The organism is Pseudomonas sp. MF6776 (assembly GCF_016613125.1).
GTDB lineage: Bacteria > Pseudomonadota > Gammaproteobacteria > Pseudomonadales > Pseudomonadaceae > Aquipseudomonas > Aquipseudomonas iridis.
In genome coordinates, this window is the sequence record NZ_JAENSQ010000014.1 from 83,910 (window position 1) to 106,448 (window position 22,539).

Sequence of the window (22,539 nt, forward strand, 5' to 3'; positions counted from 1 at the left end):
ACCGGGCAATAATCAAAAACGCCCCGACTGGTTCGGGGCGTTTTTTATGGGTGGACGTGTGTTGCGTCTAACTCAGGACGCCCAACTCCTTCGCCCGCGCCACTGCCTGCGTACGCCGCTCAACCCCAAGTTTGCTGTTGATATGGCTGGCGTGGGTTTTAACGGTGTGCAGCGAGATGAACAACTGCTCGCTGATTTCCTGATTCGAGCAGCCCTGAGCAATCAACCGCAGTACCGCCAGTTCGCGACTGCTGAGCTGTTCGGTAGTACTTGATTCCACGGCCGGACGGGGCGCGGCTGGCGGAAAGTGTTGCAGCAATTGCTGTCCTGCCAGCGTTGGCGACGTCAGCAATTGTCCGCGCAACCAGTCCACGTGTCCCTTGACCAAAGCCTCGAACGGTTGCAGCACGCCCCCGGCCGCTGCCTCCAACGCCTGATTCAGCGCTTTGCGCGCCTCCGCCTCGCGCCCGCTCGCCAACAGCAACGCCACCTTCTGCGTCAACGCCATCACGCTGAGCAACTGACGCCCGGTTTGCTGGCCGTTTTCGTGCAATACGTTCAAGCGCCCTTCGGCGAGCATCGGTTGCCCTTGAATCACATCGAGCAGTGCCTGTTGCAGTTCGACATGCAAAGGCAGTTGTGGATGAAATTCCGGCGGCGCCGCCGCACGTTCGCCCGTATAAGTCTGGCCCAACCGCGCCAGCCAGGCTTCGGCCAGATCGGTGCGGCCCTGCGCCAGCCACAGTTCACATTTGACCAGAGTGATCATCGCCAGATAGTAGATAGGCGGCACGTCCCAGATGTGCATCAGCCGCTCGGCTTCGGCGAGTTCGGCGAAGGCTTTGGCGAACTCACCGCTGGCGCCATCCAGACGCGCGATCACGCAGTGACCGATCAACACGCTGATGTCGCGACAGGCCCGTGCTTCACTGAGCCCGGCCAATAACCGCACGCGTGCGAGCTGCGGCTGCAAGCGCATCGCCAACAGAAAACCTTCGTACAACGTCAGCCGCGCGCGCACGGCATACAGGCGCTGTGGGGAAAGTCCGCGCAACCGTTCCAGGCCCTGATGGACTTCATCGAGCGAACGCAGAATTTCACCGCGAGCCTGCAAAACGCGGGCGCGATCGTAATGCGCCAGTGCTTCGAATAACGGATTACCGACGCGTTGCGCCAACTCAAGGGACTCGCGATTCAATCCCCGCGCGCGCCACAGATCACCGTCGGCAATCGCCAGGTTGGATAACGTCGACAAGCACATCAGCCGCTGGCCGTAGCGCTTGGCCGGCAGACTTTCGAGCGCTTCGCTGCAGTATTTGAGCGTCAACTCGCGATGACCGCGTCCGCGCGCGATGATCCCGCTCAACGCCAGCCATTGCGCCAGCATCGACTTTTGCGCCGTGGCCGATGGCGCCGGCAGGAAGCGGCTCAGATGGCTGGACAATTCTTCGGCCGCATCGAGCTGACACGCCAGCCCCAGCGCCCAGCTGTACAGCACGATCAAGCGCGGCGTGCTGATCAACAGGCTGTCGGGCAAGTCCATTTTCCAGCGCAGCAACATGCCGACATTCTGCTCGGCCAGCAGTTGTTCCTCCGACAGGTTCTGCACCAGATTCGCCGCCACGTCGAGGTGGCCGGCACGCAACGCCTGCTCCACGGCCTCATCGAGTAAACCCTGAGCATTGAACCAGCGACAGGCGCGCAAATGCAGCGTTCCGGTGGGCACCATGGCCTGTGCAACCGGGCGACTGCGCAACAGGTCGGAAAACAAATGGTGATAGCGATACCAGTGCCCGTGTTCATCCAGCGGCACCAGAAATACTTGATGCGCCTGCAGGAAACGCAGGATCTCGGCGCTGTCATGGGCTTCGCGCACGGCATCGCACAGTTCGCTGCAAAAGCGCTCCTGCGGTGCGGTGTCGTAGAGAAACGATTGCACTTCGATGGGCAGGCAATCGATGACTTCTTCAAGCAGATAGTCGCGGATCAGCCCTTCCCCGCCGTTCAGCGCTTGCGGCAATGCGGCTTCACTGCCGGCTTCGGATGCTGCCAGCAGCCAGAAACGCAGCCCGGCGACCCAGCCTTCGCTGCGCTGGATAAGGTTTTCCAACGCTTCGCCGCGCAGTGAAGTGCTGTGGCGATCAAGCAAGGTCAGGGCTTCGTCATGGGTCAGGCGTAAATCCTGCTCGTGCAGTTCCAACAGTTGCCGCGACAGTCGCAAGCGCGCCAGGTGCCAGTCAGGGCGCTGCCGACTGGTGACCATCACCAGCAAACCCTCGGGCAAGTGGTTGAGGAAAAACTGCAGGCAACGGTCGAGCACCGGGCCTTGGGCGAGATGATAATCGTCGAGCACCAGCAACAAGGGTGTCGCCGGATCAAGGTGCTGCGCCAGCTCGTCGAGCAGACCGTCGAGCCATTCTTCAAAGGCAAACGGCTGGTGGCGTTGACGCATCTTCAGCAGGCCGAGCGCGCGGCTGCCCAGTTCGGGGAAATAGTCTTGCAGGCCTTCGAGCAAGCGCTCGAGAAAGCGACCGGGGTCGCTGTCCCGTGGGCTCAGGCCCAGCCAGAGACTTTGCCAATGCGCCGGCAGACTTTGGCAAAACTCCACGGCCAGCGAACTCTTGCCGAAGCCTGCGGGGGCGCTGACCAGCAACAGCCGTCCACCGAGTCCTGCTTGCAGGCGCTCGCAAAGGCGTGGTCGCAATACGTGTCCGTCAGGCAGCGGCGGGCGAAAAAAACGCCCGTCCAGTGCCGCGACGGCAACGCTTGCGGGACCCGGAAGTGGGGACAGATCAGTCATGGCCGGCTCTTGTTCGAATTGCTGTTGGCGGCGTTGCAGATGTCCGCAGACTAGCCTTAAACGAACCGGTTATGAAGGTAGTTGCTACAAATGGCTACAAAAAGGCTACAACGACCTGCACGCCAAATCCTGTAGGCGCTGCCGAAGGCTGCAATCTTTTGACGAGAATGTTTCTGAATCCAAAGCAGGATCAAAAGATCACAGCCTGCGGTAGCGCCTACACAAGGCGGTACAAAAATGAACAGTAAAAAAAACGCCCCGAACCAGTCGGGGCGTTTTCACGAGGATGCGGCCTCGGGTTTACAGCGGTTTAACGAACACCTTCCTGACGCAGAGCGGCCGGGGTGAAGTCGCTGGTGGTCGCGGTGAAGCCGAAGTCATACGCACTCTTCTCTTCGTTCTTCATGCCCAGCGCCAGGTAGCGGCCGGATTGCAGGTCGTAGAGGGTTTCCAGGGCATACCACGGCACTTGTTTGTCGTAGTAGTTCTCGGCATGCGCCTCGGCCACACGCCACAGCTGACCACGACCGTCGTAATGGTCGATGACCGCTGCTTGCCAGGTGTCCTCGTCGATGTAGAAGTCACGTTTGGCGTAGATGTGGCGCTGACCTTCCTTCAGGGTCGCAACCACGTGCCAGACGCGGCGCAGCTCGTAACGCGCCAGATCCTGGTTGATGTGGCCGGCCTTGATGATGTCGGCGTATTTCAGTTTCGGATCGTCGAGCTTGTAGCTGTCGGAGGCGATGTACATCTCTTTTTTGCCTTCGAGCTTCCAGTCGTAGCGATCCGGCGCGCCGTTGAACATGTCCAGGTTGTCGGAGGTACGCAGACCGTCCGCCGCAGTACCCGGGCCGTCATAGGACACTTGCGGTGCGCGGCGCACACGGCGCTGACCGGCGTTGTAGACCCACGCCGAACGTGGCTCTTTAACCTGGTCGAGGGTTTCGTGCACCAGCAGCACACCACCGGCCAGACGTGCCGGCGCAGTCACTTTCTGCTTGAAGTAGAACAGGATGTTGCCTGGGTTCGCCGGATCGTAGTCTTTCATCTTGTCGCGGAACACGAACTGATCCTGGAAATACACCAGGCTGTACGAGCCATTCGGTTGCGGCGTGGCCTGGGTCACCAGACGCGTCACGCTGCCGCCACGATAGCGGGTGATGTGGTTCCAGATGACTTCGACGCCGGTTTTAGGAATCGGGAACGGCACAGCCGTTTCGAAGTTTTCCAGACCGTTACCGCCCGACACCAGCGTGGTGGTAGTGGCGTTTTTCTTGATGGAGGCGAACACCTCATCCGGCACGGTAGCGCCGCGATGCGATGGATAGACCGGCATCTTGAAGGTTTCCGGGTAGCGCTTGAACATCGCGTACTGGCCCGGCGCAAGTTTGTCCTTGTACTTGTCGACATCCTTGGCGGTGATGGTGAACAACGGCTGCTCACTGGCGTAAGGGTTGGACAGGAAACCACGCGCATCGACCGCACCGGCATTCTTCGGCAACGGCTTCCAGGCCGGGATCGAGCCATCGGCGTTACCCGCCATTTCTGCGCCCATCGGGGTCAGGCTCTTGCCCAGCTTGTCCGCTTCGCCAGCAGGCACTGCGGCCATGACGCCGGTCGCCAGCAGCGACAGACCCAGAACACCGGCGTGGAACAGACTTTTTGTTATTTTCATAAATTCGTTCGTCCTGAAATGCAGTGCTTAGAAGTTCACGCCGAAGCTGAGCGCAACGAAGTCGCGGTCATCCACAGTGGTGTACTTGCCGTCGAAGAAGTTGGTGTAGGCCAGGCTCGCGGTGTAGGTGTTCTGGTACTCGGCATCGACGCCCAGACTGACCGCTTTGCGACCTTCCTCGAAGTTGCCGCCAGGGCCAGGCGAGTAGCCGCTGACGTCATGGGACCAGGCTACGTTCGGCTTGAGGTTCACACCGGCGAAGACGTCGTTGTAATCCCAGATGGCCCGACCGCGATAGCCCCACGACATCGATGTGGTGAAGCCGTCGTTGTCGCAATTGCGGCTGCGGTTGTTCTGCGGCGAACCCGGCCCTGCACCATTGATGGTGCTGGCGTTGAGAATGTTGGCGCAGGTATTGATACCGCCAGTGGCCGGCAACTCACCCGGGCCATAAACCGGATCCCGGCCATAACGCTTGTCGGAACGGCTTTCCAGACCGCCCACGTAGGTCATGCCCGCTTCACCCACGAGGGTCAGACGGCTGGCGCCCATGACCTGATCGAAGAAGTGCGTGAAGGTCGTCTGCAGTTGGGTGATTTCCTTGCGCTCATAGCCGTGCAGATCCTGACCAGGAACGCCATTTAGCAGCGAGGCGTTGGTCAGTGCGCCGCCCAGCGGACGAACACCGGCGAACAGGATGTCGGTGGAGTTCAGTTGTACGGGTGCATTCGGGCGATAGCTGATCTCACCGCTCCACGCCGTACCGGTAGGCAGGGTGGTAGAGAAGCTCAGGCCGTAGAGGCGAATGTCCTCAGGGTATTCAATAAAGTAATTCGAGTTGCCCGCCACCAGCAGTGGTGCGAGAGCTGCGAACGGCCCGGGCAGACCGGCTGCAGTGTTGTAGACCGACCGCGGCGCACCGGTTGCGCTGAAGATCGGCGCACGGCTGTGGTAGTTCATGAAGTACGCGCCGAACTCGGTATCCAGAGGCTCGAACATGTACTTCAGGGACGCGCCCCACTGACCGCTGTCACGGGCATCGCGATCCGGACCACGGCGTACCAGAACGCCTTCCTGATTGACATCGACGCCGTTGGCGGCCAACGGCCCCAGTGCAACGGCTGGAATAGTCGAACGCTTGTTCAGCACGCGCAGGTTGTCGTTGCAACCGTCGGCGACAATGTCCGGCTGCGAAAAGAAGGTGCCGCAGTTATCGACAACGGTCTGGTCCCATTCCAGCTGATAGAAGGCTTCGGCCGACAGATTGTCGGTCAGGCTCTGAGACACGTAGAACATGTTGACCGGGATCAGGCCTTCCTTGATCTCGGCACCTGGACGACGGAATGCAGACACGTCGATCGGGTTGATCGAGTTGATGCCGCCACCGATGAAGGTACTTTCACCCCAGCTCACTACCTGCTTGCCCAGACGAACCGAGCCCGGCTGATCGGCGATGGCGTAGTTGTGGTAGACGAAGGCGTCGAGGATCTGCCCGCCGGAAGACTTGGCGCCTTCCTTGCGATTGCTGTCGCTGATGTCCTTGAACTGACGGCTTTCGTCCTTGAGTTCGAAGTCGTACCAGTATTTGCCACGGACGAACACGCCGGTGTCGCCGTATTTCAATTCAAGGTCATGGATGCCCTTGAAGATCTTCGAAAAGGTTTCGCCGCTCTTGAAGTTGGCGTGGCCATCGTCAGAAGTCTGCGACAGGCCGTGACCACCGTTGTTGACGCCGATGAGGTTCTTGTTCGGGCTCTGGGTAGACCAACTTGCGCCGATCGACAGGGATGAATCGAACTGACCTTCGATTTCACCAACGTTGAAACTGACGCCGAATGCAGGCCCGGCGAGCGAAGAAGCAAGACTGACCGCCAGAGGCAGTTTCGCCCGGCGCCAGAACTGGTTTACTGAGGTCATCGACGCTACTCCATGTGCATTATTGTTATGGCAGTGAGTACTTTTAAAAACGTCTGAAGGACCGGATGCCAAAGGCTGTCCGACGTCACTCCAAAGATGCATCGCCCCATCTTGTGCGTGTGCCACGTTCTTAAAAATCCTTAAGTGGACTATAGCCAGCAGGTTGTGGAGCTTGATCCCTCTAAAGTGTGATTTGCAGCTGCCGACCACTCTGGAACAGTCCTTTCGCCAGGCCGACACGTGTCGGCATGGCAAGGATGGCTGAAATTTTCGATTTCACAAGGCAAGCGCTTGCTTGGCGGGTCTGGCGCGCCGTTTTCGGCGCGCCAGCAGGGACTTAAAGGGTCGAGAGGAAGGTGCTGTTATTGGCCTGCCATTCAGTGATGTCGAGACGGATGCGCTTCTTGTCGAGCTTGCCGACGCTGGTCTTGGGAATTTCCGTAACAAGAGCGATCTGACTCGGAATCGCCCACTTGCTCAGATGCCCCAGCTCCACAAATGGCTTGAGGTGCTCCTTGAGCTCCCGCGCCCCGATTTCATGCCCTTCACGGATCACCAGCAGGGCAAACGGGCGCTCGCCCCACTGCGGATCGGCGATGCCCACCACTGCTACTTCGCGTACCGCGACGTGACGGCTGATCAGGTCCTCGAGGTCCAGTGAGGAAATCCATTCGCCACCGGTCTTGATCACGTCCTTGATCCGGTCACGGATGTCGATCACGCCCATGCTGTCGAGCGTCGCGACGTCGCCGGTGTGCAGCCAGCCGCCGGCCCACAGTTCGGCGCCTTTTTGCGGTTCGTTGAAATAACCTTCGGTCAGCCACGGTGCACGCAGCACAAGCTCGCCCTGAGTTTCGCCATCGGCCGGGAGGAAGTTGCCCTCGGCATCGACAATCGCGGCTTCCACCAGCGGGCCCGGCACACCGGCCTTGATTCGATAAGTGGTGCGTTCGTCCTCCGTGCCGGCCATCAGCTCGTCGTTGAGGTGTGCGCACGATACCAATGGTCCGGTCTCGGACATGCCATAGGCGGCGGTCAGTTGAATGCCGCGAGCCTTGGCGGTTTCGTACAAGGTACGGTTGAGTGCGCTGCCGCCGATGACGATTTTCCAGCCGGCGAAATCGGTTTCCTGCGCACCTTTGGCGTTGAGCAGCATTTGCAGAATGGTCGGCACGCAATGGGAGAACGTGACCTTCTCCTTGCGCCACAGCTCCACCAGAAACTCCGGATCGTAGCGGCCCGGATAAACCTGTTTGAGCCCGAGCATGGTCGCCACATAAGGCAGGCCCCACGCGTGAACATGGAACATCGGCGTGATTGGCATATAGACGTCGTTGGTGCCGAGCAGGCGCACGCTGTCGATGGAGCCCATGATCGTCGACACGCCCATGGTGTGCAGCACCAGTTGCCGATGGGTGAAGTACACGCCTTTCGGGTTGCCGGTGGTACCGGTTGTATAGAACGTGGTGGCGACCGAGTTTTCGTCGAAGTCCTCAAAGATGTACTGCGGGCTGGCGGCGGCCAGCAGTTGCTCGTACTCGCCCACCAGATTCGGCAGCTCGGCGGTTTTTTCCGGCAGATCGGTCAGCAGCAGGGTTTTCTCGACCGTGGTCAGGTGCGGCGCAATCGCCTGGTACAGCCCGACGAACTCGCTGTTGACCAGCACGAAGCGGTCCTCGGCGTGGTTCATGGTGTAGAGGATCTGTTCCGGGGACAGGCGCACGTTGATGGTGTGGATCACCGCGCCGATCATCGGAACGGCAAACATGCATTCCAGGTAACGGTGACTGTCCCAATCCATCACCGCCACGGTGTCACCGGCCTTGACGCCGGCAGCCGTCAACACGTTGGCCAGCCGCGCCACGCGTTCGATCAGGGTCGGGTAGCTGTAGCGCAACTGGTCACGGTAGATGATCTCGCGGGTTTTCTCGTAACGGGCACCGGACATCAGCAGCCGTTTGATCAGCAATGGATACTGGTAGGCCCCATCGGCTGGGGGAATGACGCGAGTCTGCAACATAAGAATCCCTTTTCTGACGGCTCGGTGTTGGCGTAGAGATTTGTACTCTAAAACCCTTATACGCCAGCCAAATCAGCCAAAGGAATGATTTGCAAAGCCGTACAAATGCTAGCTTTGCGCCAGTATTTGCAGGATGGAAGGGGAAAGTCATGAACGAGCCCTTTGTAGGAGCTGCCGAAGGCTGCGATCTTTTGATGTGTTTTTAAGATCAAAAGATCGCAGCCTTCGGCAGCTCCTACAGGATCGCGGTCATCCAATAGCCCGCAGCCGGCAGGCTCTCGCCGGATCAATGCATCTCGGTGAACGCGATTTTCACACCGAGGGCGATCAGCACAGCGCCCATGGTGCGGTCGAACCAGTGGCCCATGCGGGCGAAACCGGCGCGTACGCGTTGCTGGCTGAACAGCATGGCCACCAGGCAGAACCAGAAAGCGGTCGCGACAGCGAGGTAAACGCCGTAGCCGGCCTGCATCGCCAGGGGCGTGTGCGGGTTGATCACCACGGTGAACAACGACAGGAAGAACAGTGTGGCTTTCGGATTCAGGCCGTTGGTCACGAAGCCCGAAGTGAACGCACCACGGGCGGTGCGCTCGCCCGCTTCCTTGTGCAGATCATCGCTGACGGCTTTTGCCGGTTGCGCACGCAAGGCCTTGAAGCCGATGTACAGCAGGTACGCCGCCGCCGCCCATTTCAGCGCGTTGAACAGCACAATCGACTGCGACACGATCAAACCGATGCCCAGTAGCGAATAGCCCACATGCAGGAAAATCGCCGTGCCCACACCCAGCGCCGTCCAGGTACCGGCGCGTCTTCCGTGGGTGACGCTCTCGCGCACCACCACGGCAAAGTCCGGGCCGGGGCTGGCGACGGCCAGCAGGTGGATCAGTGCAACGGTCAAGAACTCGGTCCAGTACATGGGGGCTCCTCTGGAGTTGATCAGTCAAATCGGACTCAAGGCGCAGGTGCTCGCTCCTACAGGATTCTGGAGCACCGCAGCCACCGAGTAACCAATTGTTTCATCTGGTAGGCTCGGCAGATTACGCCTTCCGTTCACAGCACAAAAGGTACAGTTGATGACGAACCCGCGCCGCGCCGTATTCCTTGATCATCCTTCACTGGATCTTGGCGATCTCGACCTCAGCCCGTTGCGCGCCTGCTTCAGCGACTTGCAATTGTTCGCTCAGACATTGCCTGAACAGGTTGCCGAACGCCTGCAAGGTGCCACCGTGGCGATCAGCAACAAGATCCTGATCGACGCCGCCGCCATGGCCGCCAACCCTGACCTGAAACTGATCCTGATCACCGCCACTGGCACCAACAACGTCGATCTGGTGGCCGCTCGCGCCCACGGCATCACGGTGTGCAACTGCCAGGGTTACGGCACGCCATCGGTGGCGCAACACACCATCATGCTGTTGCTCAACCTCGCCACCCGCCTGGCCGATTATCAAAAAGCCGTCGATGAAGGTCGCTGGCAGCAGGCGAAACAGTTCTGCCTGCTCGACTACCCGATTGTCGAACTGCAAGGCAAAACCCTCGGCTTGCTCGGTCATGGCGAACTCGGCGGCGCCGTCGCGCAACTGGCCGAAGCGTTCGGCATGCGCGTATTGCTCGGACAGATTCCAGGGCGCCCTGCCCGGGCGGATCGTTTGCCGCTGGATGAATTGCTCCCGCAGATCGACGCCCTGACGTTGCACTGCCCGCTCAACGAACACACTCGCCACTTCATCGGCGCTCGCGAACTGGCTTCGATGAAACCCGGCGCGTTCGTGATTAACACCGCCCGCGGCGGACTGATCGATGAGCAGGCGCTGGCCGATGCCTTGCGCGCCGGTCATCTAGGTGGCGCCGCCACTGACGTGCTGAGTGTCGAGCCGCCCACTCAGGGCAATCCGCTGCTGGCCGCCGATATCCCGCGTCTCATCGTCACGCCGCACAACGCCTGGGGCAGCCGTGAGGCGCGGCAGCGCATCGTCGGTCAATTGACCGAAAACGCCGAAGCGTTCTTCAGCGGTAAGGCGCTGCGGGTCGTCAGTTGATAAACTGCGGCACTTTTTTTGAGGAGCAGATATGGATCCGCGCAGTGAAGTACTGCTTCGTCAGCCCGAGTTATTCCAGGGTTCGCTGTTGTTGGCCGGTTTGCCTGCCGACGATTTGCTCGGTCGCCTGCCCAACGCGTTTGGCTGGTGCTGGCATGCCGGTGATCAAAACGCCCTGGAGGCGCGCTTCGAAGGCCGCAGCCATTTCGGCGTGAACATCCCCGAGCGCGAGTTCGACAGCGCCGTGGTGTTCCTGCCCAAGTCCAAGGACTTGACCGACTACATCCTCAACGCCGTGGCCGCGCGCCTGGCCGGGCGCGAAGTATTTCTGGTCGGGGAAAAACGCAGCGGCATCGAAGGCGCGTCCAAGCAACTCAACCCGTTCGGCAAGCCGCGCAAGCTCGACAGCGCGCGGCACTGCCAGCTCTGGCAAGTCACGGTAGCCAATGCCCCTGAAGTGAAGTCGCTGGAAAGCCTGGCACAAACCTATGAATTGCCGCTGGCCGAAGGTCCGCTAAAAGTCATCAGCCTGCCGGGCGTGTTCAGCCATGGTCGACTGGATCGCGGCAGCGCGCTGTTGCTGGAGCATCTGGACAAACTGCCGAGCGGCCACCTGCTGGATTTCGGCTGTGGCGCTGGAGTGTTGGGGGCTGCGGTAAAACGTCGCTACCCGCACAATCAGGTCACGTTGCTCGACGTCGATGCTTTTGCCGCCGCCAGCAGCCGTCTGACGCTTGCAGCCAACGGGCTGGAGGCTGAAGTGCTGACCGGTGACGGTATCGATGCTGCACCGATGGGCCTGAGCGCGATTCTGAGCAATCCGCCGTTCCATGTCGGCGTCCATACCGATTATTTCGCCACCGAGAACTTGCTGCGAAAAGCGGCCAAACATCTGAAAAACGGTGGCGAACTTCGCCTGGTTGCCAATAGCTTCCTGAAGTATCAACCGCTGATTGAAGAGCACCTCGGGATCTGTGCGATCAAGGCTGAGGGTAACGGTTTCCGGATTTACCGGGCCAAGCGCGGCTGAAAATTTGTTCTTGCTCTATCGGATTTGCGAAGGCAGAATCCGCTCCGTCCTAGGGGAGTAGTCTCCCACGAGCACCAAGCTCGTCCGGCATACGTCAACATACTTGATCCTCAGATCATGGCGTATGCGACCCAAGCGTCCGCATCAGACGGATCGCAGGGTTTGACAAGACCTATGACACGCACACCTTACCCGGGGCGGGAAGGCTGTACGTGTCATAGCCGTGTCGACCCGCCCCTTAGGAAAATCCTGATGCTGGACTCATTACTCGTTCCCACCGCAATCGTTGCCTTGGCCGAAATCGGCGACAAGACGCAACTGCTCGCGCTGATTCTGGCCGCACGCTTTCGCAAACCCTGGCCGATCATTGCCGGCATCGTTGCTGCGACCCTGGCCAACCACGCAGCAGCCGGTGCGGTAGGTGCCTGGTTTGGCAGCTTCTTCTCCGACTCCGTGTTGCACTGGATTCTCGCCGCAAGCTTCGCAGCCACTGCACTGTGGACATTGGTCCCGGACAAAATGGATGACGATGAAGCCAGTACCGCGCGCAAGTTCGGGCCGTTCCTGACCACGCTTATCGCGTTCTTCCTTGCTGAAATGGGCGACAAAACCCAGGTTGCGACGGTGATGCTCGCCGCGCAATATCCGGAGTTGTGGCTGGTGATCATCGGCACCACATTGGGCATGCTGATTGCCAACGTGCCGGTTGTACTGGCGGGTAATTTTGCCGCGGACAAACTGCCGCTGACCTTGATCCGACGCCTGGCGGCCTCGGCATTCCTGATTCTGGCGCTCGTTGCGGTTTACAAAGCGATGCAGAGCAGCGGCTGGGTTTAACGGCACAAGTCGATAGACCGTGTCATCGGTCTTCGCGAGCAGGCTCGCTCCCACAGGGATTTACGGCGCTCACAGATTGTGTGAGCACTACCGAACCTGTGGGAGCGAGCCTGCTCGCGAAGGGATCATCAGCCTCGCTGAAAGATGATCAGGACTTCGGAGCTTTTTCGTAAAGCGGCATCACCTTCGGAATCGCCGCCTGCAACGAAGCAATCCGGCTGGTCGACGCCGGGTGTGTACTCATGAACTCTGGCGGCGAACCTTCCGACGCCTTGCTCATCTTGTTCCACAGGGTGATCGCGGCGTTCGGGTTGTAGCCGGCGCGAGCGGCCAGCTCCAGGCCGATCAGGTCGGCTTCGTTTTCGTTGGCGCGGCTGTTAGGCAGGGTCATGCCGTAATTGGCCACGGTATCGGCCAGCGCCAGGCTGTCCTGGCCAAGACCGAGCAGTGCGCCCGCGCCCTGTTTGGCCATTTCAATGCCATAGGCCTTGGACATCGCTTCACGACCATGCTCGCGCAGAGCGTGGGCGATTTCATGGCCGATGATTGCGGCGATTTCATCGTCGGTGAGTTTCAGTTTGTCGATCAGCCCGGTGTAGAAAATGATCTTGCCGCCAGGGCCGCAGTTGGCGTTGAGCTCGTCGCTCTTGATCAGATTGACTTCCCACTTCCACTGCGCCGAATCCGGGCGGAAATTCGGTGCTTGGGCAATCAGACGGCTGGAAATAGCCTGAACCCGCTTGGCGTCGCTGCTGGTCTTGTCCAGCACACCCTTGGTCGACGCCTCGCCCACGGTCTTCTGATAGGACTGGGCATACATCTGATCGACCTCTTGCGAGGACAGCATGCTGAACATGTATTGCTTGCGCTCCACACCCACGGCGCCGCCGCTGGTGGTGTTGACCGACTGACAACCGGCCAGCAACAGCGCTGCGCTCAGTGCACTTACAACCAATGTCTTGTTCATTCAAAAGCTCCCTGAAAACCTGTCGCGTATCGTAGGTGGGTAATTGTATTGGCGCCAGATACAACGGACGTATTGCAGCGACTTTCAGATATATTCCGCAGAGCAAAAGCCCCCCAGCCCTCTCCCTGAGGGCTGGGGTGAGAGGCTTTTGATTCAACCCGGAGTCAGACACTCCGGCCCATTGAGTTTCGGATCATTGACCATGTTCGCCAACACCCGCTCGCGCAACGCGGCCGGTTCACTGGCGAGCAAGGCTTGCAAGGCATGCAGCGGCGTCGCGGGATCAAGCCACGCAGCCTGCCCCGCCTCATCCAGAATCAACGGCCGGCGCTGACTGGCCGCTGATTGAGTGATCACCGCCGTGCTCAACCACACCTGCTCCTGCACCGGGTACGCTTCCCAGATCGCCGCAAAAAACAGCGAAGCCCCCTCGCCCGGCGTCAGCCAGTAAGGGCGCTTGCGCTGGGTGCCGCGCCATTCATAAAAGCCGTTGGCCGGCAGCAGGCAGCGACGCAAACGCAGCGCCTCGCGAAACATCGGTTGCTCGGCCACGGTTTCGGCGCGGGCATGCGCCGGAGTGCGTGACAAGTCCGTCAACCACGGCGGCGTCAGCCCCCAGCGGGCGCGGGCCAGCGTGCGCTCGCCGTCTTCGCCGGCACGCAGCATCAACACCGAATCGTTGGGGGAAATGTTCCACTGCGCCAGTTGATCGGCAGGAAAACCTGGCAGGGCCGCGAAGTCGCGGTTCCAGCGAAACAGGGCATAACGTCCACACATGGGGCAACACGACTCAAAAAATAAAACGAACGCCAGCCTAACAGACCAGCGTACCGAGGAAGCTCTCCGGTTCGTCGCCGGGCAGCGGCAGCGCGGCATTGTACGCGGTGATCAGTTCGAGGGCGTATTGGGCCTGATCGTTATCGACCGACAGCCCCAGCAACCCGAAAATCGGCAACTCGCCCGCGCCGCCGAGCAAATCCCGGCCCACCAGATGCGCCTCGATACCTTCGCTGGCGAGCATGCCCTTGAGCATTTCGCCTTCCAACAGGTTTTCCGGTTCGTAGATCCGCTGCATGGGCGCCCCTCACTCGTTTTCGCTGAACACTTCCAGATGCCATTCCTCACCGTGAACCTGCAATACAAACGTGATCGGGCGACAACACACCTGACAGTCCTCGATATAAGTCTGATCGCCGCCGGACAAGTCCACTGACGTCTCGACCTGCTCCCCACAATAAGGACATTCATACAGTGCAGCTTCCAGCATCGCGGTCTCCCAAGTGACTTGTGCGTATAATCGCCGGTCTATTTGCAGGGCTATTTTTGTCTGGCTATTTTTTCAGACCGTGCCCCGTTGGTTTTCGATCAAAACCTTTACTTACCCTAGCCGTTTCCAACAAGAGAGCATGATGGGCGAATTCGATGCCATCCGACCTTACGACGACAGCGAAGTACCCGTGGTACTGGCAAGACTGCTCGGCGACAAGGCGTTTCTAGATATCCTCACCCACTTCCGCTTCCCGCGTTTTGCCGGTCCCTTCGGCTGGATGCTCAAACCACTTATAGCCCATCGGCTGCGTCGTGAGTTTGCCGACGTGACATCGGTGGCAACTTTGCAGGACAAAATCGAGGCGTACGTCGACCACACCATCGAGCGCGCCACCGACGGCGTGACCTACACCGGGGTCGAGCAATTCAAGTCCGGCAGCGCGTATCTGTTCATCGCCAACCACCGTGACATCGTCATGGACCCGGCCTTCGTCAACTACGCCGTGTACCACGCCGGCCTGCCGACGCCGCGTATCGCGATTGGTGACAACCTGTTGCAGAAGCCGTTTGTCAGCGACCTGATGCGCCTGAACAAGAGTTTCATCGTGCATCGCTCGATCACCGGCCGTCGCGAGAAAATGGCCGCGTATCAGTTGCTGTCGGCGTACATCAACTACTCGATCCGCAATGATTGCGCCTCGATCTGGATTGCACAGGCCGAAGGCCGGGCGAAGGATGGCGACGACCGCACCGAGTCGGCGATCCTCAAGATGTTCCACATGAGCCGCAAGGACGAGCCGTTCGGCGAAGTGATTCAGTCGCTGAACGTCACCCCCGTGTCGATCAGCTACGAATACGATCCGTGCGACCAGGCCAAGGCCCGCGAGCTGTACATCCGCGCCACCACCGGCACCTACAGCAAAGTGTCGGGCGAAGATGACGTGAGCATTGCCAAGGGCATCACCGGCTATAAGGGCCGGGTGCACGTGAACTTCGCCGCGCCCATTACCGAGCTGTTTGAAGACACCAAGCAATTGGCAGTCGAAATGGACAAGCAGATTCTCGGCGGCTACCGGTTGTTCCCGGTGCATTACCTGGCGTATGCGCAGTGGGCCGATGCTGATCCGCAACTGAATGTGCCGAAAGCTGCCGAGGTGTTCCCGGCGGATGAGCTGGCCAAGGCGCAGGAAGAGTGGCAGTCACGGCTGGACGCTTGCCCTGAAGAGCATCGTCCGTATCTGGTGCTGCAATATGCAACGCCGGTGCGTAACCAGTATCGGGTCAAGGCTGGGTTGCCGTTGTAAGCGGCTTCGATCCGACGCAAAAACGGCGCCCCTCGGGCGCCGTTTTTTTGCCTGACACCACGTGACGGTGGCGAAGGGTTTTGCATTCAATTCAGAATTGGGTGCTGATCCAGGAAATGACCAGCGCCAAGCCCAGGCAGGCAAAACCGAAGCGATAGAAAAAGCGGTTCATGCGCAACGTCGACCAATCGAGGATCGGTTCAGCGTTCGGCTGAGCCTGGCGCTGCGCGGCGATGCTGGCCGATGCGCGTTGTTCGCGGCGGCGGGTCGCGTGCAGCAGCCAACTGCCGGGGAACGCCAACAGCAGCGCCAGCAGATTGATCAATTTGGCGGGATGGTTGGTAAACAGCGTCATCAAATGCAGCGACATCACAGACCTCAAACTTAATCAGTGTGGCAGACGCCAGACAGACGACCGCGCCAGGATTCTACCGAAACCTGTCCCCGACGCCTCTCCTTTACGACAAATAACCCGGCAATCGACCGATGGCTGTCCTGTGTCACGGCTTCGTCATGTGGATGCACCACCATGCGCGCCTCGAAACACACATGGAACGCGTCATGCTTCACGCTGAAAACCAGGATCGTCTGTACCTCATCACCCCCTACGACGAGCAGCAAAGTCTCGTTGGCAGCCTCGCCTTCAATGTTCAGGATCGCCATTGGCTGGTGTATTGCGCGCTGGGCGGGCATCAGCATGCGGATTTGCCCGAGACGGATTTGCTGACGGGAGTTAGCGTTCTCGATTTTTATTCGCAGGCTGCCTGAACGATACGCCCCCTGTAGGAGCTGCCGCAGGCTGCGATCTTTTGATTTTGACTGTTTGAAAACAAGATCAAAAGATCGCAGCCTTCGGCAGCTCCTACAGGGATGGGGGTTATGCAGGTAGAGACGTAGGCATGAAAAAGCCCGGGACCATCACTGGTCCCGGGCTTTTTCACATCAGGCGACCCGCTTATTCAGCCAGAACCTGACCCACGGTCGGATCCTTGAACAAACGCGTCAGCGCATCGCTCAACACATCGCTGACCAGTTTGGTATTGGTTTCCTGGTTCGGCGCCATGCCGAAGCGCTGGTCCAGCGAAGCACCGTAACGGCCGCTGTAGCGACGGTTGGCGTTCTGCACGTCAGAGCGGAAGGTCGCGCCGATGGTCGCCTCAGTCACGTACATGCCTTCTTTGGGCGACTGATACTTCAGTTCGGCCAGGGTCACAGTCAGTTGCGGAGCGTTGGGCGCGTTGTTGGTCGGGGTGAACCCGAGCAAACGCACGGCGGCTTCAGCCTGAGCCTGCAACTTCGGCAGGATCTGCTCGCGCTGTACAGTAATGGCACTGGTCTCAGGATACAGACCGCCACGGGTGCCCAGAGTTGGCGACGGACGACCGTCAACCACACGCACGACGACTGGCTGGCCACGGCCGACCGCAGGCAATTGCGTGGTCAGCTTCGGTTCCGGACTCAGTTGTTGCGGGCTGTGGGCGCAGCCGGCCAGAGTCAAACCGGCCACAGTGATCAAACCGAACAACAGGCGTTGCAACATGCTTTTCTCTCCAGAATCAGGCACAAACAGGCCGGCAGTATAGCGGTGGGCCACTGCGGGTAACCAGCGCCGCACAATGAATACTGAAATGTCTGACAAACCCCGTCGAAAGCGGTTCCTGTCACAGATTCTTCACCCGCCATACATGTACACGTCACGGCTGGTCGGCATCCTTCAAATCAGTCCTCCAACCAGGTGCTCGGCCATGCGTTATCTGATCTCGTTGTTCGCGCCACGCCCGCTGCATCGCAGCTTTGCCCTGCTCGACCGCAACGGTCACTGTCAGGCCTTCAAGCAGTGCAGCCTGCAGCCGATGGGCGATGGCTGGGTGGAAATAGAAGAAATCCGCCTTACCTGGTTGAACCAGCCGCTGCCCGCCAGCGCCCGGGTCGTACCGCGTCAAATGCGCGCACGGGCGCAGGTGCAGTTGAGCATCTGACCGGATGCCTAATAAAAGTCATTAAACTCGACCAACTCCGCGCATTTCTTCGATACAATCTCCCCCCGATTATAAGGACGTCTCCTGATCGGGCCCCGCAACACCGTCAATGCGCTTGCGTTGGCATCCAAAATCGCCCACAGAGAGTCGCCCACACAGATCGAGTGAAGTTGGCGCGCTTGCCTGTTCTTCCGGCAAAACCCCCGCTTTTCGCGAATCTGCAGAGCTGTCATGACGCTCGGCCACCGCGTTGTTTTGCCTTTGCGGGCAGGGTGCCAGGCTTGGACAGCCCTTTTTTGAGGTTCACGTCTTCAAAAGAGCGTGAAAAAAACGGGTTTTCACAACTTCACAAGAGTGTGGCGAGCAAATGAATAGTTTTGCGTCTGAACATGCACCATTAGCGTCTGAAACAGCCCAACGACACAGGACCGGGTATACCTCGAATACCGGAGCCTGAAGCCTGTCCGCTACGGATTTGGTTGCACAAAAACGGATGTCTCGACCATAAGTCGAATTGCCAGCCGGGCGCTGAAATGAGTTCATGGAGCTCTGGAAGCCACGCCGCACGCATCCGTCAAAGTTGCGAAAAATTGCGAAGATTCGGACATGGCGAACCTGACCACGGATAGCCGGGACATAATTGACCTGTCCCTGAATGCCTGGCAGCCATGCCGACAATTTGGTGCTGCAGATTTTGGAGACGCGTTAAATGGCGCATAACGAAGCAGTCGATGTAGTACTGGTTGGGGCCGGCATCATGAGTGCCACCCTTGCAGTGCTGCTCAAAGAGCTCGATCCGGCGATCAAACTGGAAGTTGTCGAGCTGATGGACTCCGGTGCTGCGGAGAGTTCCAACCCGTGGAACAACGCCGGTACCGGCCACGCAGGCCTGTGCGAGCTGAATTACACGCCGCAAGCGGCCGACGGCAGCGTCGATATCAAGAAAGCCGTGCACATCAATACCCAGTTCGAAGTGTCCAAGCAGTTCTGGTCGTACCTGACCAAAAAAGGCACCTTCGGCTCGTGCAAATCCTTCATCAGCCCGGTGCCGCACCTGAGTTTCGTGCAGGGCGACAGTGGCGTGTCCTTCCTCAAGTCACGCTTCGATGTGCTGAGCAAGCACCACGCCTTCGCCGACATGGAGTACACCGAGGACAAGGCCAAGATGGCCGAGTGGATGCCGCTGATGATGCCGGGCCGCTCGCCGGACGAAGTGCTCGCCGCGACCCGCGTGATGAACGGCACCGACGTCAACTTCGGCGCCCTGACGAATCAGTTGCTCAAGCACCTGACCAGCGCTCCCGACGCCCAGGTCAAATACTGCAAGCGCGTCACCGGCCTCAAGCGTAACGGCAGCGGCTGGACCGTCAGCATCAAGGACGTCAACAGCGGCAGCAGCCGTGAAGTCGATGCCAAATTCGTCTTCCTCGGCGCCGGTGGCGCGGCCCTGCCATTGCTGCAGGCTTCGGGCATCGAAGAAAGCAAAGGTTTCGGCGGCTTCCCGATCAGCGGCCAGTGGCTGCGTTGCGACAACCCGCAAGTTGTCAAACAGCACCAGGCCAAGGTTTACAGCCAGGCTGCCGTAGGTTCGCCACCGATGTCGGTGCCGCACCTGGACACCCGCGTGGTCGATGGCAAGAAATCCCTGCTGTTCGGGCCATACGCCGGTTTCACCACCAAATTCCTCAAGCATGGTTCGTTCATGGACCTGCCGCTGTCGGTTCGCGCCGGCAATATCGGGCCGATGCTGGCGGTGGCAAAAAACAACATGGACCTGACCAAGTACCTGGTCAGCGAAGTGATGCAGTCGATGGAACAGCGTCTGGATTCCCTGCGCCGTTTCTACCCGGAGGCGAAAGCCGAAGACTGGCGCCTGGAAGTGGCCGGCCAACGGGTACAGATCATCAAGAAAGACCCGAAAAAGGGCGGCATCCTGCAATTCGGTACCGAACTGGTCGCGGCCAAGGATGGTTCCCTTGCGGCCCTGCTCGGCGCATCGCCAGGTGCATCGGTGACCGTTTCGATCATGCTGGAACTGATCGAGAAGTGCTTCCCGGGCAAAGCGTCCGGCGAGTGGGCTGGCAAACTGGCGGAAATCTTCCCGGCCCGCGAAAAGGTTCTGGAAACCGATGCTGCGCTGTATCGCAAGATCAACACGCAGAACAACATCGCCCTGGAACTGGTTGAAGAAAGCAGCGAGACGCCAAGCTACGCTTGATCGTGCCGCATAAAAAACGCCCCGCAGCTCAGTGAGTGCGGGGCGTTTTTTTATGCCTGCCAAAAAGCAAAAGATCGCAGCCTTCGGCAGTTCCTACAGGGTGAACACTAATCCTCTGTAGGAGCTGATCTTGTCTTTAGACCTTAACCGCGAGCCTTGTCGATCAGCTCGATGTATTCCGGCGCGTTGCGTTGATCGCGGATCTGATCAACAAACGTCTGGCCCTGCTCGTCCTTGCCATCGACGTCGTACCCAGCCGCCACAAAGAACGTCAGAAACCGTTCGAAATCGTCGATTCGCAGACCACGGTAAGCCTTGATCAGTTTGTGCAACGACGGCGAAGTAGCGTCGACCGGTTCAAAATCGAGGAACAGCTTGATCTGCTCATCGCCGATCTCGTCACCAATCACTTGTTTCTTATCTTTACGCATTGCCGACTCCAGCTCGCAGACATGACACGGGGCGGGCAGTTTACCCCTGCCCTGCCGCTCGGCTCAACGCGCACGCACGCTGCCGGTGTGCAAATCGGCCCAGATATGGCCGTTGGCGTAACTGAGGAATTGCACATAGACGGTGTCGTTGCGCAGCAGATCGATCACCACACGGTATTGAGCCAGCGGATAAAACAGTGTCAGGGTTTTGCTTTTGTCGTCATAGAGCGGTTTTTTCAGGCTTTTGCTTTCGCCATCGAAGCTGACCAGCACCTGAGTGATTGTCGCGCCTTTGCTCAGGGATTTGCCCTTGAGGCGGATCATCAGTGGCGAGGTGACCGGAATCGGCTGCTGATTGGACTGACGTTGCGCGCCGACCACCACCGAATAGTCCGTGACCTGCATCAGTTGCTGATGTTCGGGCTCGGCATCGCGCAGGGTCAAATCGTCCGGCGGCAGGAACTGGCTGTGCATCGGCGCGGCGGACAAAGGCAGGCTAAGGGTGAGCAACAGGGCGGCAAGGCTGCGAATCAAGAGGTGCATGGCAGGCTCCGGAGGCGGGGCCGAGCACTCTAGCATGGGATTAAAAGCAAAAGATCGCAGCGTTCCGCAGCTCCTACAGGGTGTAATCAATCCCTTGCAGGGGCTGCGGAACGTTGCGATCTTTTGATCTTGCTTACATGCCTTTAACGGCAAAGATCCCGTTGGCGTTACGCCAGTAGCCTTTGTAGTCCATGCCGTAACCGAAGATGTAACGGTCGATGCACGGCAGGCCGACGAAGTCTGCTTTCAGGTCAGGACGTGCCTTGCGGTCGTGATCCTTGTCGATCAGCACGGCGGTGTGCACTTTGCGCGCGCCGGCGTGTTTGCAGTAATCGATGATCGCGCCAAGGGTGTGACCTTCATCGAGGATGTCGTCGATGATCAGCACGTCACGGTCAAGGAACGAGACTTCTGGCTTGGCCTTCCAGAACAGATCGCCGCCGCTGGTTTCGTTGCGATAACGGGTCGCGTGCAGGTAGGACGCTTCCAGCGGGAAATGCAGATGAGTCAGCAGCTTGCCGGAAAAAATCAGCCCGCCGTTCATCACGCAGAACACCACCGGGTTGCTCTCGGCCAGTGTTTCGTTGATTTGTGCACCGACGCGGGCAATGGCGGCCTCGACTTCAGACTCGGTGTACAGGCAGTCAGCCTCTCGCATGATTTGACGGATATGCTCGAGATCAGCGGACATGGCGCTCTCCGGGGGGGTGGTTGAAGGGGGGTATAGTCGCGAAAAGCGGGCAAAGGTACGCATCTCGCACGGCTGAATCAAGCCTTTATGGACTAACGTACTCTATGTCCTATAGGACATCACCCTCGGATAGATTAATCTAGGCCGGTTTTTTTGCCCGCCGCCGGAGCCTTTCCCCATGTCCATCCAAGAGATCCGCCATCCGCTGATCCGTCACAAACTTGGCCTTATGCGCCGCGCAGACATCAGCACCAAGAATTTCCGCGAGCTCGCTCAGGAAGTCGGTGCGCTGCTGACCTACGAAGCTACTAAAGACCTGCCGCTGGAAACCTACGATATCGAAGGTTGGTGCGGCACCGTGTCGGTCGAGAAAATCGCCGGCAAGAAGATCACTGTCGTGCCAATCCTGCGTGCCGGCATCGGCATGCTCGAAGGCGTGCTCAGCCTGATCCCGGGTGCCAAGGTCAGCGCTGTGGGTGTTGCCCGCAACGAAGAAACCCTGCAAGCCCACACCTATCTGGAAAAACTGGTTCCGGAAATCGACGAACGTCTGGCGATGATCATCGACCCGATGCTCGCCACCGGCAGCTCGATGGTTGCAACCATCGACCTGCTGAAAAAGGCTGGCTGCAAGGAAATCCGCGCGATGGTGCTGGTTGCAGCGCCGGAAGGCATTGCCGCTGTAGAAAAGGCTCACCCGGACGTGACCATCTACACCGCCTCGATTGACGAACGTTTGAACGAACACGGTTACATCATCCCAGGGCTTGGCGATGCCGGTGACAAGATCTTCGGCACCAAGCAGAAGGACGCGTGACC

At 59.3% G+C, this 22,539-nt stretch carries 22 protein-coding genes and 1 riboswitch; of the genes, 8 read left to right on the forward strand and 14 right to left on the reverse strand.

Annotated elements, in window-relative coordinates; genetic code table 11:
* Positions 1 to 67: 67 nt before the first annotated feature.
* The 5 genes from JJD74_RS17475 to JJD74_RS17495 all read right to left on the reverse strand — a co-directional run bounded on the left by JJD74_RS17475 (position 68) and on the right by JJD74_RS17495 (position 9,328).
* Positions 68 to 2,800 carry a LuxR C-terminal-related transcriptional regulator gene (locus JJD74_RS17475; RefSeq protein ID WP_200616183.1) on the reverse strand — a complete coding sequence of 911 codons (2,733 nt, stop codon included), beginning with the start codon at positions 2,798 to 2,800 and terminating at the stop codon, positions 68 to 70.
* Positions 2,801 to 3,110: 310 nt separating this feature from the next.
* Entirely contained in the window at positions 3,111 to 4,475 is a 1,365-nt protein-coding gene (locus JJD74_RS17480; RefSeq protein ID WP_042561013.1) for a DUF1329 domain-containing protein, read from the reverse strand.
* 27 nt (positions 4,476 to 4,502) lie between these two features.
* A complete protein-coding gene (locus JJD74_RS17485; protein WP_042561014.1) occupies positions 4,503 to 6,392 on the reverse strand; it encodes a DUF1302 domain-containing protein in 1,890 nt (629 codons plus the stop codon).
* 337 nt (positions 6,393 to 6,729) lie between these two features.
* Positions 6,730 to 8,412: a fatty acid--CoA ligase gene (locus tag JJD74_RS17490; RefSeq protein ID WP_200616185.1), complete on the reverse strand. Its 1,683-nt coding sequence runs from the start codon at positions 8,410 to 8,412 to the stop codon at positions 6,730 to 6,732.
* Between the two features lie 286 nt (positions 8,413 to 8,698).
* Complete coding sequence (locus JJD74_RS17495) at positions 8,699 to 9,328, reverse strand: LysE family translocator (protein WP_042561016.1); 630 nt, start codon at positions 9,326 to 9,328, stop codon at positions 8,699 to 8,701.
* A 157-nt stretch (positions 9,329 to 9,485) separates the two neighbouring features.
* On the opposite strand from JJD74_RS17495, the gene JJD74_RS17500 reads away from it, so the two are divergent.
* The 3 genes from JJD74_RS17500 (at position 9,486) to JJD74_RS17510 (ending at position 12,318) form a co-directional block, all read left to right on the forward strand.
* Positions 9,486 to 10,451 carry a 2-hydroxyacid dehydrogenase gene (locus tag JJD74_RS17500; RefSeq protein ID WP_200616188.1) on the forward strand — a complete coding sequence of 322 codons (966 nt, stop codon included), beginning with the start codon at positions 9,486 to 9,488 and terminating at the stop codon, positions 10,449 to 10,451.
* Between the two features lie 31 nt (positions 10,452 to 10,482).
* Positions 10,483 to 11,481, forward strand: coding sequence for a class I SAM-dependent methyltransferase (locus JJD74_RS17505; protein ID WP_042561018.1), 999 nt, complete (start codon positions 10,483 to 10,485; stop codon positions 11,479 to 11,481).
* 39 nt (positions 11,482 to 11,520) lie between these two features.
* A riboswitch (yybP-ykoY riboswitch) is annotated at positions 11,521 to 11,645 on the forward strand.
* A gap of 88 nt (positions 11,646 to 11,733) precedes the next feature.
* Entirely contained in the window at positions 11,734 to 12,318 is a 585-nt protein-coding gene (locus JJD74_RS17510) for a TMEM165/GDT1 family protein (protein WP_042561019.1), read from the forward strand.
* A 148-nt stretch (positions 12,319 to 12,466) separates the two neighbouring features.
* Here JJD74_RS17510 and JJD74_RS17515 read toward each other — a convergent pair whose 3' ends face one another.
* The 4 genes from JJD74_RS17515 to JJD74_RS17530 all read right to left on the reverse strand — a co-directional run bounded on the left by JJD74_RS17515 (position 12,467) and on the right by JJD74_RS17530 (position 14,552).
* Positions 12,467 to 13,285 carry a M48 family metallopeptidase gene (locus JJD74_RS17515; RefSeq protein WP_042561020.1) on the reverse strand — a complete coding sequence of 273 codons (819 nt, stop codon included), beginning with the start codon at positions 13,283 to 13,285 and terminating at the stop codon, positions 12,467 to 12,469.
* Between the two features lie 153 nt (positions 13,286 to 13,438).
* Complete coding sequence (locus tag JJD74_RS17520) at positions 13,439 to 14,062, reverse strand: SOS response-associated peptidase (RefSeq protein WP_042561021.1); 624 nt, start codon at positions 14,060 to 14,062, stop codon at positions 13,439 to 13,441.
* 37 nt (positions 14,063 to 14,099) lie between these two features.
* Positions 14,100 to 14,360: a putative signal transducing protein gene (locus JJD74_RS17525; protein WP_200616191.1), complete on the reverse strand. Its 261-nt coding sequence runs from the start codon at positions 14,358 to 14,360 to the stop codon at positions 14,100 to 14,102.
* A 9-nt stretch (positions 14,361 to 14,369) separates the two neighbouring features.
* A complete protein-coding gene (locus JJD74_RS17530; RefSeq protein WP_042561023.1) occupies positions 14,370 to 14,552 on the reverse strand; it encodes a CPXCG motif-containing cysteine-rich protein in 183 nt (60 codons plus the stop codon).
* A 142-nt stretch (positions 14,553 to 14,694) separates the two neighbouring features.
* On the opposite strand from JJD74_RS17530, the gene JJD74_RS17535 reads away from it, so the two are divergent.
* Positions 14,695 to 15,858 (forward strand): 1-acyl-sn-glycerol-3-phosphate acyltransferase, encoded by a 1,164-nt coding sequence (locus JJD74_RS17535; RefSeq protein ID WP_200616194.1) that lies wholly within the window; start codon positions 14,695 to 14,697, stop codon positions 15,856 to 15,858.
* A 91-nt stretch (positions 15,859 to 15,949) separates the two neighbouring features.
* Here JJD74_RS17535 and JJD74_RS17540 read toward each other — a convergent pair whose 3' ends face one another.
* Positions 15,950 to 16,228, reverse strand: coding sequence for a hypothetical protein (locus JJD74_RS17540; RefSeq protein WP_042561025.1), 279 nt, complete (start codon positions 16,226 to 16,228; stop codon positions 15,950 to 15,952).
* Between the two features lie 191 nt (positions 16,229 to 16,419).
* Between JJD74_RS17540 and JJD74_RS17545 the strand changes: the two genes are divergently transcribed.
* On the forward strand, positions 16,420 to 16,626 hold the full coding sequence (locus JJD74_RS17545; RefSeq protein WP_008083982.1) for a hypothetical protein: 207 nt from the start codon (positions 16,420 to 16,422) through the stop codon (positions 16,624 to 16,626).
* Positions 16,627 to 16,813: 187 nt separating this feature from the next.
* On the opposite strand, the gene JJD74_RS17550 is transcribed toward JJD74_RS17545, so the two are convergent.
* Positions 16,814 to 17,398, reverse strand: coding sequence for a YajG family lipoprotein (locus JJD74_RS17550; protein WP_007912832.1), 585 nt, complete (start codon positions 17,396 to 17,398; stop codon positions 16,814 to 16,816).
* Positions 17,399 to 17,603: 205 nt separating this feature from the next.
* Here JJD74_RS17550 and JJD74_RS17555 point away from each other — a divergent pair, with 205 nt between their 5' ends.
* Together JJD74_RS17555 and mqo are read left to right on the forward strand one after the other, a co-directional pair.
* Entirely contained in the window at positions 17,604 to 17,837 is a 234-nt protein-coding gene (locus JJD74_RS17555; RefSeq protein ID WP_042561026.1) for a hypothetical protein, read from the forward strand.
* A gap of 709 nt (positions 17,838 to 18,546) precedes the next feature.
* The gene (mqo, locus tag JJD74_RS17560) at positions 18,547 to 20,055 is read left to right on the forward strand and encodes a malate dehydrogenase (quinone) (RefSeq protein ID WP_042561027.1); all 1,509 of its coding nucleotides are present in this window, start codon (positions 18,547 to 18,549) and stop codon (positions 20,053 to 20,055) included.
* Between the two features lie 143 nt (positions 20,056 to 20,198).
* Here mqo and JJD74_RS17565 read toward each other — a convergent pair whose 3' ends face one another.
* From JJD74_RS17565 to JJD74_RS17575, 3 genes are all read right to left on the reverse strand, one after another.
* Positions 20,199 to 20,486 (reverse strand): PA4642 family protein, encoded by a 288-nt coding sequence (locus tag JJD74_RS17565; protein WP_042561028.1) that lies wholly within the window; start codon positions 20,484 to 20,486, stop codon positions 20,199 to 20,201.
* Positions 20,487 to 20,549: 63 nt separating this feature from the next.
* Complete coding sequence (locus tag JJD74_RS17570) at positions 20,550 to 21,029, reverse strand: hypothetical protein (protein ID WP_200616198.1); 480 nt, start codon at positions 21,027 to 21,029, stop codon at positions 20,550 to 20,552.
* Positions 21,030 to 21,162: 133 nt separating this feature from the next.
* On the reverse strand, positions 21,163 to 21,720 hold the full coding sequence (locus tag JJD74_RS17575; RefSeq protein WP_042561030.1) for a hypoxanthine-guanine phosphoribosyltransferase: 558 nt from the start codon (positions 21,718 to 21,720) through the stop codon (positions 21,163 to 21,165).
* Between the two features lie 178 nt (positions 21,721 to 21,898).
* On the opposite strand from JJD74_RS17575, the gene upp reads away from it, so the two are divergent.
* Complete coding sequence (gene upp / locus JJD74_RS17580; protein WP_042561031.1) at positions 21,899 to 22,537, forward strand: uracil phosphoribosyltransferase; 639 nt, start codon at positions 21,899 to 21,901, stop codon at positions 22,535 to 22,537.
* The last annotated feature ends 2 nt before the right edge of the window (positions 22,538 to 22,539 follow it).